Source organism: Aquabacter sediminis (genome assembly GCF_028863665.1).
Lineage (GTDB): Bacteria > Pseudomonadota > Alphaproteobacteria > Rhizobiales > Xanthobacteraceae > L1I39.
On record NZ_JARBFX010000017.1, the window covers coordinates 35,533 to 50,388 of the forward strand.

The 14,856-nt window shown below is 68.5% G+C and carries 13 protein-coding genes; 5 read left to right on the forward strand and 8 right to left on the reverse strand.

Annotation, left to right across the window (positions count from 1 at the left end):
* Positions 1-66: 66 nt before the first annotated feature.
* The gene (murB, locus tag PV781_RS22680; RefSeq protein ID WP_274777895.1) at positions 67-1,002 is read right to left on the reverse strand and encodes a UDP-N-acetylmuramate dehydrogenase; all 936 of its coding nucleotides are present in this window, start codon (positions 1,000-1,002) and stop codon (positions 67-69) included.
* Positions 1,003-1,058: 56 nt separating this feature from the next.
* Complete coding sequence (locus tag PV781_RS22685; protein ID WP_274777896.1) at positions 1,059-1,946, reverse strand: cation diffusion facilitator family transporter; 888 nt, start codon at positions 1,944-1,946, stop codon at positions 1,059-1,061.
* Between the two features lie 229 nt (positions 1,947-2,175).
* On the opposite strand from PV781_RS22685, the gene PV781_RS22690 reads away from it, so the two are divergent.
* A complete protein-coding gene (locus tag PV781_RS22690) occupies positions 2,176-2,637 on the forward strand; it encodes a DUF2267 domain-containing protein (RefSeq protein ID WP_274777897.1) in 462 nt (153 codons plus the stop codon).
* Here PV781_RS22690 and murC read toward each other — a convergent pair.
* The 3 genes from murC to ftsW form a co-directional block, all read right to left on the reverse strand.
* Entirely contained in the window at positions 2,595-4,004 is a 1,410-nt protein-coding gene (gene murC, locus PV781_RS22695) for a UDP-N-acetylmuramate--L-alanine ligase (RefSeq protein ID WP_274777898.1), read from the reverse strand. The genes PV781_RS22690 and murC overlap by 43 nt on opposite strands.
* Positions 4,005-4,083: 79 nt before the next feature.
* A complete protein-coding gene (gene murG, locus PV781_RS22700) occupies positions 4,084-5,202 on the reverse strand; it encodes an undecaprenyldiphospho-muramoylpentapeptide beta-N-acetylglucosaminyltransferase (RefSeq protein ID WP_274777899.1) in 1,119 nt (372 codons plus the stop codon).
* Positions 5,199-6,383 carry a putative lipid II flippase FtsW gene (ftsW, locus tag PV781_RS22705; RefSeq protein WP_274777900.1) on the reverse strand — a complete coding sequence of 395 codons (1,185 nt, stop codon included), beginning with the start codon at positions 6,381-6,383 and terminating at the stop codon, positions 5,199-5,201. Before ftsW ends, murG begins: the two co-directional genes overlap by 4 nt.
* A gap of 130 nt (positions 6,384-6,513) precedes the next feature.
* Here ftsW and PV781_RS22710 point away from each other — a divergent pair, with 130 nt between their 5' ends.
* From PV781_RS22710 to PV781_RS22725, 4 genes are all read left to right on the forward strand, one after another.
* The gene (locus PV781_RS22710) at positions 6,514-6,894 is read left to right on the forward strand and encodes an ArsR/SmtB family transcription factor (RefSeq protein ID WP_274777901.1); all 381 of its coding nucleotides are present in this window, start codon (positions 6,514-6,516) and stop codon (positions 6,892-6,894) included.
* Entirely contained in the window at positions 6,891-7,880 is a 990-nt protein-coding gene (locus tag PV781_RS22715) for an SRPBCC domain-containing protein (protein ID WP_274777902.1), read from the forward strand. The genes PV781_RS22710 and PV781_RS22715 overlap by 4 nt, the downstream gene beginning before the upstream one ends.
* A gap of 49 nt (positions 7,881-7,929) precedes the next feature.
* Complete coding sequence (locus PV781_RS22720) at positions 7,930-10,485, forward strand: ligase-associated DNA damage response DEXH box helicase (protein WP_274777903.1); 2,556 nt, start codon at positions 7,930-7,932, stop codon at positions 10,483-10,485.
* Positions 10,486-10,623: 138 nt separating this feature from the next.
* On the forward strand, positions 10,624-11,556 hold the full coding sequence (locus PV781_RS22725; protein ID WP_274777904.1) for a sensor domain-containing diguanylate cyclase: 933 nt from the start codon (positions 10,624-10,626) through the stop codon (positions 11,554-11,556).
* A gap of 2 nt (positions 11,557-11,558) precedes the next feature.
* On the opposite strand, the gene PV781_RS22730 is transcribed toward PV781_RS22725, so the two are convergent.
* The 3 genes from PV781_RS22730 to PV781_RS22740 are packed head-to-tail and all read right to left on the reverse strand — an operon-like array spanning position 11,559 to position 14,718.
* Positions 11,559-12,425 carry an efflux RND transporter periplasmic adaptor subunit gene (locus PV781_RS22730; RefSeq protein WP_274777905.1) on the reverse strand — a complete coding sequence of 289 codons (867 nt, stop codon included), beginning with the start codon at positions 12,423-12,425 and terminating at the stop codon, positions 11,559-11,561.
* On the reverse strand, positions 12,422-12,634 hold the full coding sequence (locus PV781_RS22735) for a DUF1656 domain-containing protein (protein WP_274777906.1): 213 nt from the start codon (positions 12,632-12,634) through the stop codon (positions 12,422-12,424). The genes PV781_RS22730 and PV781_RS22735 overlap by 4 nt, the downstream gene beginning before the upstream one ends.
* A complete protein-coding gene (locus tag PV781_RS22740; RefSeq protein WP_274777907.1) occupies positions 12,634-14,718 on the reverse strand; it encodes an FUSC family protein in 2,085 nt (694 codons plus the stop codon). Before PV781_RS22740 ends, PV781_RS22735 begins: the two co-directional genes overlap by 1 nt.
* Positions 14,719-14,856: the final 138 nt, after the last annotated feature.

Sequence of the window (14,856 nt, forward strand, 5' to 3'; positions counted from 1 at the left end):
TGCTTCCAATTCCCTAAGAGGAGAGCGGGATCGGGGAGATTTGCAGGTATCTTTCGGCGGAGCGCGTCAGGTAAGGCCGATGCGCTTGATTTCCCATTCGAGGCGAATGCCCGAGGTGTCGAGGACACGTCGGCGCACCTCCTCGCCCAGGCCCTCGATCTCGGCCGCGGTGGCGCCGCCCAGATTGATGAGGAAATTGGTGTGCAGCTCCGACACCTGTGCCCGGCCCAGCGTCAGCCCCCGGCAGCCGGCCGCATCCACCAATTGCCAGGCCTTCTGGCCGGGCGGGTTCTTGAAGGTGGAACCGCCGGTGCGGCTCTTGATGGGCTGGGTGGCTTCGCGGGCGGAGGTGATGCGCTCCATCTCCGCCGCGATCTCCGCCGGATCGCCGGGCTCGCACCGGAACAGGGCCTCGGTGAAGATGAAGTCGTCGGGCACGTCGCAATGGCGATAGGTGAAGCCCATCTCGGCATTGGTGAGGGTGCGGACGCGACCATCGCGGGAGACGGCGCGACAGGAGACGAGGGCGTCCCTGGTCTCCCCGCCATAGGCGCCACCATTCATGCGCAGCACCCCGCCAATGGCGCCGGGAATGCCGCGCAGGAAGGCGAGGCCCTTTAGCCCCGCATCCGCCGCCGCCCGCGCCACCTTCACGTCGGGCACGCCGGCTCCGGCGCGGACCCGCGTGCCTTCGACGGCGATGTCGGAAAAGCCGCGCCCGAGCCGGATGACGATGCCCGGCACCCCGCCATCGCGCACGATGAGGTTGGATCCAAGGCCGATCACGGTCACCGGAAGGTCGGCGGGAAAGCCGGCCAGCGCATAGGCAAGGTCCGCCTCATCCGCCGGGGCGAACAGCACCTGCGCCGGCCCGCCGACACGAAACCAGGTGAGGTTCGCCAAAGGCTCGTTGGCGGTCAGCTTGCCCCGGAGCGAGGGCAAGGCGGCGGCAAGGGCCGGGACGAGATCGGGAAAGGCAGGAGCAGGGGCGGGAGCGGACATGACTCAAGCCTTAGGGCAGCGCGAGGCCGGTGGAAAGCACTGCCGCGCATTGGCCGTCACAGCACCACCACGCCCTTGTGCTTGGCCTCGCCTTCCGGCTCCACATGGATGGTGATGACCATGTCCTCCATGTCCGCCTCGAAGGCGCTTTCGATGCGGTCGCAGATCTCGTGGGCGGCGGCCACCGTCATTTCGCCGGGCACCACCAGGTGGAATTCCACGAAGGTCATCCGTCCCGCATGGCGGGTGCGCAGATCATGGGCCTCCAGCGCGCCGTCCGCATGGAGCGAGACCAGTTCGCGGATGCGCGCCACCACGTCCGCCGGCGGAGCGGCATCCATGAGGCCGCCGACCGAATCGCGCATGAGCGCCCAGCCGGTCCACAGGATGTTGAGGGCGACGATGCCCGCCAGCAGCGGGTCGAGGATGGGCCAGCCGGTGATGGGCACCAGCACGAAGCCCGCCAGCACGCCCCCGGAGGTGACCACGTCGGTCATCAGATGCTTGCCGTCCGCCACCAGGGCCGGCGAGCGCCATTTGCGCCCCGACCGCAGCAGCACCACGCACCAGATGGCATTGATGACGGTGGCGATGCCGTTCAGCAGCATGCCCTGATAGGGCTGCTCTGGAAGACGGGGGTCCAGCAGGCCGTAATAGGATTCCCGCAGGATCGACCCTGCGGCCACCACGATGAGCACACCTTCCAGCACGGCGGAGATGTATTCCGCCTTGTGGTGGCCATACTGGTGGTTGTCGTCGGCTGGGCGCTGGCTGATGTTCAGCGCCACCAGGGCGGCGAGCGAGGCCGCCACATTGATGATGCTCTCCAGCGCGTCGGACAGAAGGGCCACGGAGCCGGTGACCCACCAGGCCGCACCCTTCAGCGCGAGCACGAGGATCCCGATGACGACGCTCGCCGCCGCCACCACAAGGGTACGGTTCATGGTGGTCGCGCCCAGGTCGTTGAAACGGCCTTTGACCTATCCCCTCGCGCCCCCCAGTGCAACTGTTGCAAGGGCGAAGCTCCCGCATGCGGTGGACAGCGGGGAGGAGGGAGGCGGAAAACTGAGCATCCACGCCGCCTCTGAGGGCTGCGTGTGCGTGACCGGTTGACGGGTTGTGCGCCTCGTCGTCTCTCTGGCCGGGTCCGAGCCTGATGTCCGCGAGCCGCTCATGCCGATGCCCTTGGAGTACCAGCACACCACGGAGGATTTCGAGCGCTTTCTCGCCGATGCGCGCGAGACCTCCGGCCTCACCACCCGCAACCAAGTCTACACCCTGGTGCAGGCGGTGCTGCTCACCTTCCGGCGGAGGCTGTCGCTGACGGATGCCATTCGCTTTGCCGGGGTGCTGCCGCCGGTACTGCGCGCCATCTTTGTCGTGGACTGGGACCCGGATGCTCCTATCGCGCCGTTCGGCGATCGCGCGGCTTGGACGCGAGAGGCGCAGAGCTTGCGGCGGCACCACAATTTCGCGCCGCAGACCTGCATCTCCGACATGGCGCGCGCGCTGCGGCTTCACGTGGATGAAGCCGCCTTCGATGCGGTGCTGGACTGCCTGCCGGCGGGGGCGCGGGATTTCTGGTCGGTGGATCAGGCCGGCGGGAGCTTGGCCAGCTCCTCGGGCAGCGCATAGGCCCATTGCGTGATGGTGCCGGCGCCGAGGCAAATCACATAGTCGCCCGGCCGCGCCAGCTTGCCCACCATGGCGGCCAGCGCCTCCGGGCCCTCCAGCGGCATCACCGAACGATGGCCGCGCGCCCGCAGGCCCTGCACCAGATGGTCCCGATCCGCCCCCTCGATGGGTGCCTCGCCGGCCGCATAGACGGGTGCGACGATCACGTGGTCGGCGTCATTGAAGCAGGTGGAGAAGTCGTCGAACAAAGAGGCGAGGCGGGAATAGCGGTGGGGCTGCACCACGGCGATCACCTGCCCGTCGGTGGCCGCACGGGCGGCGCGCAGCACGGCGGCGATCTCCACGGGATGGTGGCCGTAATCGTCGAAGATGGTGACGCCGTTCCACTCGCCCGTGCGGGTGAAACGCCGCTTGACGCCGCCAAACTGGGACAGCGCCTCTACGATGCGCGCGTCCGACACGCCCAACTCATGGGCGACCGCGATGGCGGCGGTGGCGTTGAGCGCATTGTGCCGGCCCGGCATGGGCAGGCGCAGGCCCTCGATGCGGTGAACGACGCTTCCCGCCCGGTCGCGGAACACCACGCCGAACTTGGTGATGCCGCCCTTCAGGTCCACGTCCACGAGGCGCACGTCCGCCTGCGGGTTCTCGCCATAGGTGATGATGCGGCGGTCCTCGATGCGCCCCACCATGGCCTGGACCACCGGATGGTCGATGCACATGACGGCGAACCCATAGAAGGGCACGTTCTCCACGAAGGCCTTGAAGGCGTCCTGCACCTTGTCGAAGGTCTTGAAGTGGTCGAGATGCTCGGGGTCGATATTGGTAACGATGGCGACCTCGGCGGGCAGCTTCAGGAAGGTGCCGTCGCTCTCGTCCGCCTCCACCACCATCCATTCGCCATCGCCGAGGCGCGCATTGGTGCCGTAGGCATTGATGATGCCGCCATTGATGACAGTGGGGTCCATGGCGCCGGCGTCCAGCAGGGTGGCCACCAGGGATGTGGTGGTGGTCTTCCCGTGGGTGCCGGCGATGGCGACGCAGCTTTTCAGCCGCATCAGCTCGGCCAGCATCTCGGCGCGGCGCACCACCGGCAGGCGGCGGGCGCGGGCGGCCATGAGCTCGGGATTGTCGCGCTTGATCGCGGAGGACACCACCACCACGCCGGCATCGGCCACGTTTTCAGCCGCATGGCCGATCTGGACCGTGATGCCCTTCTCGCGCAGACGCTTCACATTGGCGCTCTCGGACACGTCCGAGCCCTGCACTTGATAGCCCAGATTGTGCAGCACCTCGGCAATGCCGCTCATGCCGATGCCGCCGATGCCGACGAAGTGGATCGAGCCGAGGGCCTGGGGGAGCTTCATCCTGCGTGTCCTTGGTGCCGGCGCCGGCGGCGCGGGCCGCTTTCGCCTGAAATCCGGTGCCGGGGGCGGGTGCCCCGGCTTAAAGAGAGGCGGGGGCCAGCTGGCCCTCCGCCAGGCGCGCCACGAGGTCGGCGAGCCGTTCGGCGGCATCGAGCGCGCCGGCGCTTCTGGCCGCCCCGGCCATGGCTGTCAATGCGGCGGGGTTGCCTGCCAGCTCCGCAAGGGCCTGCGCCAGCGTGTCCGGGGTGAAATTAGCCTGCGGCATCACGCGGGCGCCGCCGATGCGCTCCAGGGAGCGGGCATTGGCCGCCTGGTCCTGGTCGAGGGCATTGGGCAGGGGCACCAGAAGGGCGGGCCGGCCCAGCGCCGCCAGTTCCGCCACCGTCGAGGCGCCCGAGCGCGAGATGACCAATTGCGCCGCCGCCATGCGGGCCGGCAAATCCTGGAAGAAGGGCGCCACCTCGGCGGCAACGCCGATGCGGGCATAGGTGTCCCGCACGCGGGGGAGGTCTTCCTCGCGGGCCTGCTGCACCACATGGAGGCGCGCCCGCAGGGCCGGGTCGAGCATTTCCAGCGCCGGCGGCACCACGTCGGACATGACGCGGGCACCCTGGCTACCGCCGAACACCAGGAGATGGATGGGGCCGCCCGCTTCCGGCGCCACATAGGGGATGGACGCGGCGGCGATGGCGGCTGGGCGCAGCGGATTGCCGGTGCGCACGGTCTTCGCGGCGAGCGTTGGATCGGCGTCCGTCACCCCGTCGAAGCCGGTGGCGATGGCGGTCACCCGGCCGGCCAGCAGCCGGTTGGCCCGGCCCATCACCCCGTTCGCCTCATGAATGAGGGTGGGAATGCGCAGGACGGTGGCGGCCAGCACGGGGGGCAGGGTCGGATAGCCGCCGAAGCCCACCACCACTGCGGGGCGCACCTTCCGCAGCAAGGCAAGGCCCGCCAGGAAGCCGGACGCCAGGGTGAAGGCGGTGCGGGCGAGCGCGATGGGCGAGCGCCCGCGCACCGTATCGGCGGGCAGCACATGGAGCGCGCGGGCGGGGAAATGCCCGGCATATTTGGCCGCGCGGGTATCGGTGACGAGATCCACGGCCAAGCCGCGCGCGGCGAGCGCGGCGGCCAGCGCCTCGGCGGGGAAGAGATGGCCGCCGGTGCCCCCGGCGGCCAGCAGAACGGGACCTGCGCTCATGCCGCGCCCGCCGGGCTGGCGCCACGGGGCTGGGCTGTCTCATGGGAGCCTTCGCTGAGCGCCGCCAGCGCGGCGGCGCCGGGACGGCGGCGGGACAGGGCCAGCAGCATGCCCATGCCGAAGGCGATGGAGATGAGTGAGGAGCCGCCATAGGAGATGAAGGGCAGCGTCATGCCCTTGGCGGGCATGAGGTGCACGTTCACCGCCATATTGATGCAGGCCTGCAGGCCGAACAGCAGCGCAAGGCCGGTAGCGGCGAAGCGGGCGAAGGGGTCCTGCTCGTCCAGCGCGCGGGTGAGGCTGCGCAGGATGATGAAGGCGAACAGCGACAGGAGGATGAGGCACAAGATGATGCCGAACTCCTCCGCAGCCACGGCGAAGACGAAGTCGGTGTGGCCGTCGGGGAGGATGCGCTTCACCGTGCCCTCGCCCGGCCCCTGGCCGAACCAGCCGCCATGGCGGAAGCTCTCCAGCGCCGTGTCGATCTGGTAAGTGTCGCCGGAGGCCGGGTCCAGGAAGCGGTCGATGCGCTTCCTCACATGCGGCACCACCTGGTAGGCCACCAGGAGGCCACTGACGCCGAGGCCCACCAAGCCCACCATCCAGATCCAGCGCAGGCCCGCCAGGAAGAAGAGAGCACCCCAGACGAGGCAGACGAGCATGGTCTGTCCGAAGTCGGGCTGGAGCACCAGCGGCAGCAGCACAATGCCCAGCAGCCCGATGGCCAGCGTCTGCGCCGGCATTTCCGGCCGCTTGCCGCTCTCGGAGAACAGCCAGGCCGCCAGCACCACGAAGGCCGGCTTGATGAATTCGGAGGGCTGGACCGTCACGCCCGCCAGCACCAGCCAGCGCCGGGCACCCTTCACCTCCGGCCCGAGCACCAGGGTGGCGAACAGCAGCGCCAGAAAGACCGCGAAGATGACCACGCACACCCGCCGGATGGTGCGCGGCGTCAGGAATGACGTCACCACCATGACGATGGCGGCCGGGATGAGGAAGAAGACCTGCCGGTTCACGAAGTGGAAGGGGTCGTTGATCCCGAGGCGTGCGGCGACCGGCGGGCTGGCGGCAAGGCAGAGCACCACCCCGATCACCATGAGGGTGAAAAGGGCACCCAGCAGCAGGCGGTCAACCGTCCACCACCACTCGCTGAGCACGGTGCGATCGGCGCGCGACATCATCGGGGCAAACTCCGGCCAGGGGCGGCATCCAGTCAGGCGTGCAGCTTCGCCCAGCTTGGTTGACGGGCCATTAAGGCGAAATATTCAACCAGATGGTTGACTGTCATTCGTGTTCGAGTAATTTAACCGAATGGTTGAATATCAAGCCCTCGATCGCGTCTTCCACGCCCTCGCCGATCCCACCCGCCGGGACATGGTCCACCGCCTCGCGGCGGGCGAGCACAGTGTCGGCGCCCTGGCCGCGCCCTTGCGCATGTCGCTGGCGGCGGCCTCCAAGCATGTGAAGGTGCTGGAGGGGGCCGGCCTCGTGCGGCGGCGCATTTCCGGCCGCACCCATCTGTGCCGGCTAGACCCGGCGCCGCTGGCGGAGATCGGCACGTGGCTGCGCTTCTACGAGCGCTTCTGGGACCACAGCCTCGATGCCCTGGACGCCGCGCTGCGCGCCGAAGCGGAAGGGGAGGGCGCAGAGCCTGACCCGTCCGACACCCACCAAAAGGGAGAAACGCCATGAGCCTTGCCACCCCGATCGACGCCGACGATGTCTGCGCGCGCGTGGATCGCCTGATCCTCGCCCCGCCGGAGCGCGTGTTCGATGCCTTCCTCGATCCCGCTCTCATTCCCCTGTGGTTCGCCCCCGGCCTCGGGCCTATGACGCGGGTCGAAGTGGATGCCCGGCCAGGTGGTCGGTTCCATCTCGACCAGCGCCGTGAGAGTGGCGTGGCCGCTCATTTTGGCACCTACGAGGTCATCGACCGGCCGCGCGAACTGGTCTTCACCTGGCAGGTGGAGGGCGCCGGCGGGACCAGCCAGGTGAGCCTCGACTTCGCGCCCCATAAGGGCGGCACGCTGGTGTGCGTGACCCACGCCCTTGGTGCCGGCTTCGAGGCCTATGTGGAGCGCACCGAAGGCGGCTGGACGCGCATGCTGGAGGGCCTCGGCCAGGGTCTGGATAACGAACCTGGACGTTTTGCCGGTCCCCGCGCCGTGCGGTTCGACCGTTTCCTGCCAGCTCCGCCCGAGCGCGTCTGGGCTTTTCTGACGCAGTCCGACAAGCGCGCTTTGTGGCTCGCCGCCGGGGACATGCCCACGGAACCGGGGGCCGCCTTCGAATTGCGCTTCGCCAACGGCACGCTGACGCAAGGCACGCCGCCCCGCCAGGGCCGCCTCAAGGCCTTCGATGGCCCGATCTCCTCTTCCCACGTTCTTCTCGAGATCGACCCGCCCCGGCGACTCGCTTTCTCCTGGGGCGGGCGGCGGGAGCCCCGGTCCCGCGTGACCTTCGAGCTTGAAGCCGCAGGGGCGGGCACGAGGCTCACAGTCACCCATGAGCGGCTGCCCGATGCGCGCGAGACCGTCATGGTGTCGTCTGGCTGGCACACTCATCTGGCGGTGCTCGCCGATGTGTTGGCGGAACGGCGGACGGTGGATTTCTGGCCGTTTTTCGAGGAGCTGGAGGCCCTTTATGTCGCGCGTGTTGCGCCGGATGCGGCCGATTGAGGCCGTGGCCCGCCCGCTCAAATCCCGCAGGGCCATGCTATAAAGGGCGGTGTCCGATCGCACCGCCCTCATCGCCGAGGCACTCCCGGAGGCCTTTCACCATTGGTTCGCCGCGCGCGGCTGGCAGGCGCGCGCCCACCAATTGGCGCTCCTGGAGCGCGCCCGGCTCGGCCGCTCCACCTTGCTCATCGCTCCCACCGGCGCCGGAAAGACGCTGGCGGGCTTCCTGCCGAGCCTTGTGGAACTGAGCGCCGGCCGGAAACACAAGCGAAAGAGCGAGGCGGCGGACCGCGCGCCCCCCGACAAGCTCTCACCCCTCCACACGCTCTATATCTCGCCGCTCAAGGCGCTGGCGGTGGACATCGCACGGAACCTCGAAACCCCCATTGGCGAGATGGGCCTGCCCATCCGGGTGGAGACCCGCACCGGCGACACGCCGTCCTCCCGCCGCCAGCGCCAGCGGCGCGATCCGCCGGACATTCTCCTCACCACGCCCGAGCAGCTCTCGCTGCTGCTCGCCTCCAAGGACGGCGCGCACCTGTTCTCGGGGCTCAAGCGGGTGGTGCTCGACGAATTGCACGCCCTCGTCACCTCCAAGCGCGGCGACCTGCTGGCGTTGGCCTTGGCTCGGCTGCGCACCCTGGCGCCGGGCCTGCAATGCGTCGGCCTCTCCGCCACCGTGGCCGAGCCGGATGATTTGCGCCGCTATCTGGTGGCGCAGGACGGCACCGGCCCGCTGGCGGACCTGGTGGTCGCCGAAGGGGGCGCGGCGCCCGATTTGTCCATGCTGGAGACCCAGGTCGCCATGCCCTGGGCCACCCATACGGCGCTCCATGCGCTGCCGGAGGTCTATGCCCTCATCAAGGCGCGGCGCATGAGCCTCGTCTTCGTCAATACGCGCTGGCAGGCGGAATTCCTGTTCCAGGAGCTCTGGCGCATCAACGACGACAATCTCCCCATCGCTCTCCATCATGGTTCGCTCGACGTGGAGCAGCGCCGCAAGGTGGAAGCGGCCATGGCGGCGGGACGGCTGAAGGCGGTGGTGTGCACGTCCTCGCTCGATCTCGGCATCGACTGGGGTGATGTGGACCAGGTCATCAATGTGGGCGCGCCCAAGGGCTCCTCCCGCCTCATGCAGCGCATCGGCCGCGCCAATCATCGCCTGGACGAAAGCTCCCATGCGGTCCTCGTGCCCGCCAACCGGTTCGAGGTGCTGGAATGCCGCGCGGCGCTGGAGGCGGTGCGGGCGGGGGCGCAGGACACCCCGCCCGAGCGCACCGGCGCCCTCGATGTGCTCGCCCAGCATGTGTTGGGCATGGCCTGCGCCGATCCATTCTGCGCGGACGCCCTCCATGCGGAAGTGCGCTCGGCCGCGCCCTATCGTGACCTCAGCCGCGAGGATTTCGACGCGGTGGTGGACTTCGTCGCCACCGGCGGCTACGCGCTGCGCGCCTATGAGCGCTACGCCAAGATCCGCCGCACCAAGGACGGGCTGTGGCGGGTGGCCAATCCCGCCATCGCCCAGGCCTACCGGCTGAATGTGGGCACCATCGTGGAAGCCACCATGATCAAGGTGCGCCTCGTCACCTCCCGCGGCGGGGCCAAGTCCGGCCCGGCGGGGCGGGTGCGCTTCGGCGGGCGGGTGCTTGGCGAGGTGGAGGAATATTTCGTCGAGACCATGGTGCCCGGCGACACCTTTGTCTTCGCGGGAGAAATCCTGCGCTACGAGGCCATGGTGGAGGACGAGATTTATGTCTCCCGCTCCACCGCCACCGAGCCCAAGGTGCCCTCCTATGAGGGCGGCAAGTTTCCCCTCTCCACCTTCCTGGCGGCGGGCGTGCGGGCGCTCTTGGCCGAGCCCGCGCGCTGGGCGCATCTGCCGGGGCAGGTGCGGCACTGGCTGGAATTGCAGCAGGCCCGCTCCCGCCTGCCGGGGCGGTCCGACCTCCTGGTGGAGACCTTCGCCCGCGCCGGACGTCATTATCTGGTGGCCTATCCCTTTGAGGGGCGCCTCGCCCACCAGACATTGGGCATGCTGCTCACCCGTCGGCTGGAGCGGGCGCGGCTGAAGCCGCTGGGCTTCGTCGCCAATGATTATGCCATCGCCGTCTTCGCCGCCGGCGACATGGGCGCGGCGGTCTCGGGCGGGCGCCTTTCGCTCGAAGCGCTGTTCGATGCGGACATGCTGGGCGACGATCTGGAGGCGTGGCTCGCAGAAAGCGCGCTGATGAAGCGCACGTTCCGCTATTGCGCGGTGGTGGCTGGGCTGATCGAGCGACGCTTTCCAGGCAAGGAGAAAACCTCGCGGCAGGTCACTGTCTCCACCGACCTCATCTATGACGTGCTGCGCCGGCATCAGCCGGACCATCTGCTGCTGCGCGCCGCCCGGGCCGATGCCGCCACCGGCCTCTTGGACGTTCGCCGCCTTTCAGACCTGCTGACCCGCATCCGGGGCCATATCGTCCATCAGCCTCTGGAGCGCGTGTCGCCCCTCTCCGTTCCGGTGCTGCTGGAGATCGGGCGGGAGACCGTCGGGGGCGTCGAGACCAATGAAGCGCTGCTCGCCGAGGCGGAGGAGGAATTGGTGCGCGAGGCGATGGAATAGGCATGCGCCCCCCTTTCAAATTCTTGCCCTTCCTGCTTCCGCGCGATCGGGCGATGTCATAATTTGAATGCGTCCGGTGGCGCTCGCGGGGGCAATGCCGGGCTCGATACATCTCGGACCGCCTGGAGGGCAGCCCGAATGAAACAAGTCGCGCAGCGGCTTGCCGGACTTTGTCAGCAAACCCCCGTCCTTATGGCTGCTTATGATGGCCATGACCGGCTGCGCTATGCCAACGGCGCGTTCCGCTCGGCCTTCTTTTTATCCCAGACCGAGAACCCCACATGGGCGGACATCATGCGCCGCAACCATGAACTGAAGCGGGGCACGGTGATTCGCGCGCCGGACCTGGAAGCCTGGCTCGTCTCCACCCAGGCCAGGCGCGGCAAGACACCCTTCCGGGCATTTGAAACCGATCTCCATGATGGCCGGTGGCTCTGGATGACCGAGACCGTGGAGGCGGACGGATGGATGCTGTGCGTGGCCAGCGACATCACCGCCATGCGGGCGGACGAGCGCTCCATCCGGCAGGATCGCGACTTCGCCATCCGCGCGGCTCAGACGGATACGCTGACGGGCATCGCGAACCGGCGGTTCGTGACCGAGCGCATGGAGGACCTGGTGCTCGCCTCGGCTGCCGCTGGCCGGTCCGGAGGCTGCATCTGCGTGATGGACCTCGACCATTTCAAGGTGGTGAATGACCGCTTCGGCCACATGGCGGGCGATGCGGTGCTCAGGGACTTCGCCGTGCGGGTGCTGCCCCTCCTGCGGCGAGGCGACAGCTTCGGCCGGGTGGGTGGAGAGGAATTCCTGCTCGTGTTGCCCCGTACCGGGCCGCAGGAAGCCGCATTGGTGGCGGAACGCATTCTCGCCGTCATCCGCCATTCCCGCCCGCTGCCGGAGCGGCCGGATTTTACCTATGCCTTTTCCGCCGGCGTCACCGCGGCGCTGCCCGACGACACGGTGATCTCGCTCTATGCGCGGGCGGACCGGGCGCTCTATGCGGCCAAGCTGCTCGGGCGGGGCCGGATCTTCCGGGATGACGACCCCGTTCTCCTCCCCCAGGTGGGGTAGGGCTATTTCGTGCCGAGGATCTCAACGGTGGCGGTCCGTCCCGCAATCAGCTGCGTCCGGTCGACGGGGGGATCCAGCGTGATGCGCACCGGAATGCGTCGGGCGAGGCGGACCCAGTTGAAGACGGGGTTAACGTTCTGAAGCAGCCGCGCATCCTGCGGGATATTGCCGGAGATGGCGGCGGAAATCCCCTGGACGGTGCCGCCATAGGTGCCGCCGCCCATGAGCGTCACGCGGGCCGTATCCCCGACCTTGATGCGGGCGAGCTTGGTCTCCTCAAAAAACCCGTCCACGGCGAGACTGTCGGTGTCCACCAGCGGGAACACCCCCTTGCCTGCGGCCACATAATCCCCTGGCTTCAGGTCGAAATTGGTGACGACGCCATTCACCGATGCGCGCACCTGGGTGCGGTCGAGATTGAGCTTGGCGAGGTCGCGATCCGCCACGGCCTCGTCATAGGCCGCTTTCGCGATGGCGGTGGCGTAGCGCTGGTTGGCCACCGCCTCCTCGGTCACCGCAAGGTCGCCCGCTCCCACGAAGCGGGCGAGGATGGAGGCAGCCTCTTCGCTCGCGGCCTGGCGGCTCTGCACCTGAGCTTCCGCGAGGCGCAGCGCGATTTCGAAGCGCGAGGGGTCGATGTGGAACAGCACGTCGCCCTTCTTCACCGCCTGATTTTCGCGCACCAGGACCTGCGTCACCAGCCCGGACACATCCGGTGCGAGCGTCACGACGTCCGCATGGACAAGGCCATCGCGGGTCCAGGGCGCGTCCATGTAATAGCGCCACAGGGCGAGGCCTGCGCCGCCGGCTGCAGCCACGATGACCAGCGTCAGCAGGACGCGACCCATATTTGCGAACACGGACGTCATGGCCACCACCCCCTGAAGCCGCCGGAAAGGGAGATCGCCGCCAGCAGGAGCACGAACAGCGAAATGTTCACAAGCGCAGGGTGCCAGGCGAGGCGGTAGAAGCCGATGCGCTGAAGCAGCCGCGTCAGAAGGAGGGTCGCCAGCAGGGCGGCGAGCGCCTCGACAAGCAAAGTGGGGACATAGATCCCGAGAATGTCGATGGTGCCCATTACGCGCTCTCCCGCGCTGCCCGCAGGGTCTGTGCCCCCAGAGACACCCCCCGGCGCAAAGTGACGAGCGCCACCAAGGTCTCCCGCTCCGCGCTGCCCGGCGAAGGCGGGGAGGATGCCCGCAAGCCGTCCAGGCGCGAGAGGAGCGGCGCCTCGTCCGCAAGCGCTCGGGTTGCGAGCTGGCGGTAATATGTCCTCACGTCGCCCAGCACGGCCTCGATCCGCGCCCGGTCTGCCTCCCCAAGGCGCGGCGCCAGGCGTGAGAGGTCCAGCACGGCGCGGGCGGCGAAGGCAGCGGCGAAGGCCGCTTCCGCCTCGTCTGCGTGGCTGGGATCCTTCACCGGCGCCATCAAGCCGAGCCGGTCCACCATCCGCCGCATCAGGCCGTCGCGCGCCGTCCCCTCGCTCGCAGTGGCCATGGCGGAGACATCCGACCATCCGGCGCGCAGCAGCCGCGCTGCGGCATCCCTGGGTGAGCGGGGTCGCAGCAGGCTTGACATGGCGGCCACCACGCCCATGCCGATCAGGACGGCGAGGTTGTTGTTGAGAAAGGCCGAAAGGTCTGTGGAGAAGATGTTCTCCAGCCCCAGCAAGGCCGTGAAGGTAATGGCGACGCGCACGCCCTGGGCGTTCCAGGCGGGGGTGCCCACCATCAGCCCGATGGTCAGCAAGGCCGGCAGCACCAGGAGCGCGCCCTGGAGGAAGTCGGTGGCCAGCGGCAGCAGTGCGAACTGGTAGATGAAGACGCCCACCATGGCGATGAGCGTGTCGCGCACGAAGCCCAGCGTGGCCTGCACTTGATCCTGCTGGGCGGCGGTGACGCAGGTGATAATCGACACCATGGTCATGGCCTGCGCGCCCGCGGGCCAGGCGGAGAAGATCCAGAACGCGCCGATGAGCCATAGCCCCAAAACCAGCGCGGCGGCGGTTCGCAAGGCATAGGAGAAGTCGATGGCGGGCAGCGCCCGGTTGCTACGGGGGGCGGCCACCAGCAGGTCCCCCTCGGCCACAGGCACGTCCTCTGCGAGCGCCTGCCAAAGGGTTGCGAAATCGGTTCTCAGGTCGACGATTTCACGCAGCCGCACAGCCAGGTTCAGCGAGGTGGCGCCGACGGGGTCGCTGGCGCTGGGCGTATAGGCGTCCAGCGCCAGCGCCAGCGACCGCCCGTCGGCCGAGTCCCGCCCCGGCATCGTCTGGAGCCATCGGGCCATCTGGGAACTGAGCGCCGCAAGGGCGGGGTCGAGCCCGCCGTCCGCTCGCAGGACGACCAGCCGATCGCGCACCTCCGCCATGGCCTCCAGCAGGATCAGCATGCGGTCGAAGACCTGCCGCAGGGTCTCGCGCATGGCCTTGGAGGCCGCGGGTTCGTAGGACACGAAGATCATCAGGCCATGGAGCGCGGCGATCTCGGCGGCGAGCTTGCGCTCGTCGCGAGCGATGGATTTTCGGTCGAAGCCATTGCGGTCGTTATCCTGCGCCAGCAGCCGCGCCAGATGGGCGTCAGCGGTGCCCAGCCAGGTGTCCAGCCGGGCCAGGGCGGCGGCCTGGGCGGTCTGGGGCAGGAGAAGCGCCGACGCCAGTGTGGCGCAGGTGAGGCCCACGCCGATTTCCTCGATGCGCGAGAGCGCGGTGTCGAAGACGTGGTAGGGCGTGTCCAGGTCGCCGAAGCCGATGATGGCCGAGGTATAGCCCGCCAGCGTGAAGGCATAGGCGCGTGGCGAGCGGTCGCGCACCGCCAGATAAAGGCACAGGCCCATCCAGAGCGAAAAGGCCAGGATGAGCAGGCCGGGCATGGAGACCAGTGCCGGCACCATCAGCACGGTGAAGAGCGCGCCCACCAGAGTGCCGCAGGCGCGATAAAGGCTCTTTGCGATCACCCCGCCGGAAATGGGCTGCGACAGGATGAAGACCGTCACCATGGCCCAGGCGGGACGCTCCAGCCCGGCGGCGAAGGCGATATGCAAGGCGAGGAGCGCGGTGAGCGAGGTGCGCACCGCAAACAGGATGGAGGCGGGAAGGGGCGCGAGGCGACTGAAGCTGAAGCCGGTCGGGGGCAGGCGCAGGGTCGGGCTGCTCGTCGGCACGTAGGCTTCCGCGGGCTGAGGGCGAACGAGACCGCAATCTGTGCGAACTTGGCGCAGCGCGCCACGCCAAAAGCGGGTCAGGCAGAAAATTACTCACGGCTTCAGGTGGTTGTGGCGGTATCCTTGTCGGAAACGTGA

Bases quoted from the DNA above. Each gene is read 5' to 3' on its own strand.
- PV781_RS22735 (WP_274777906.1), bottom strand. From the start codon at position 12,634: ATGGGCACCATCGACATTCTCGGGATCTATGTCCCCACTTTGCTTGTC.
- ftsW (WP_274777900.1), bottom strand. From the start codon at position 6,383: ATGATGTCGCGCGCCGATCGCACCGTGCTCAGCGAGTGGTGGTGGACG.
- PV781_RS22730 (WP_274777905.1), bottom strand. From the start codon at position 12,425: ATGACGTCCGTGTTCGCAAATATGGGTCGCGTCCTGCTGACGCTGGTC.
- murB (WP_274777895.1), bottom strand. From the start codon at position 1,002: ATGTCCGCTCCCGCCCCTGCTCCTGCCTTTCCCGATCTCGTCCCGGCC.
- PV781_RS22690 (WP_274777897.1), top strand. From the start codon at position 2,176: ATGCCGATGCCCTTGGAGTACCAGCACACCACGGAGGATTTCGAGCGC.
- PV781_RS22715 (WP_274777902.1), top strand. From the start codon at position 6,891: ATGAGCCTTGCCACCCCGATCGACGCCGACGATGTCTGCGCGCGCGTG.
- PV781_RS22710 (WP_274777901.1), top strand. From the start codon at position 6,514: ATGGTTGAATATCAAGCCCTCGATCGCGTCTTCCACGCCCTCGCCGAT.
- PV781_RS22685 (WP_274777896.1), bottom strand. From the start codon at position 1,946: ATGAACCGTACCCTTGTGGTGGCGGCGGCGAGCGTCGTCATCGGGATC.
- murC (WP_274777898.1), bottom strand. From the start codon at position 4,004: ATGAAGCTCCCCCAGGCCCTCGGCTCGATCCACTTCGTCGGCATCGGC.
- PV781_RS22725 (WP_274777904.1), top strand. From the start codon at position 10,624: ATGAAACAAGTCGCGCAGCGGCTTGCCGGACTTTGTCAGCAAACCCCC.
- murG (WP_274777899.1), bottom strand. From the start codon at position 5,202: ATGAGCGCAGGTCCCGTTCTGCTGGCCGCCGGGGGCACCGGCGGCCAT.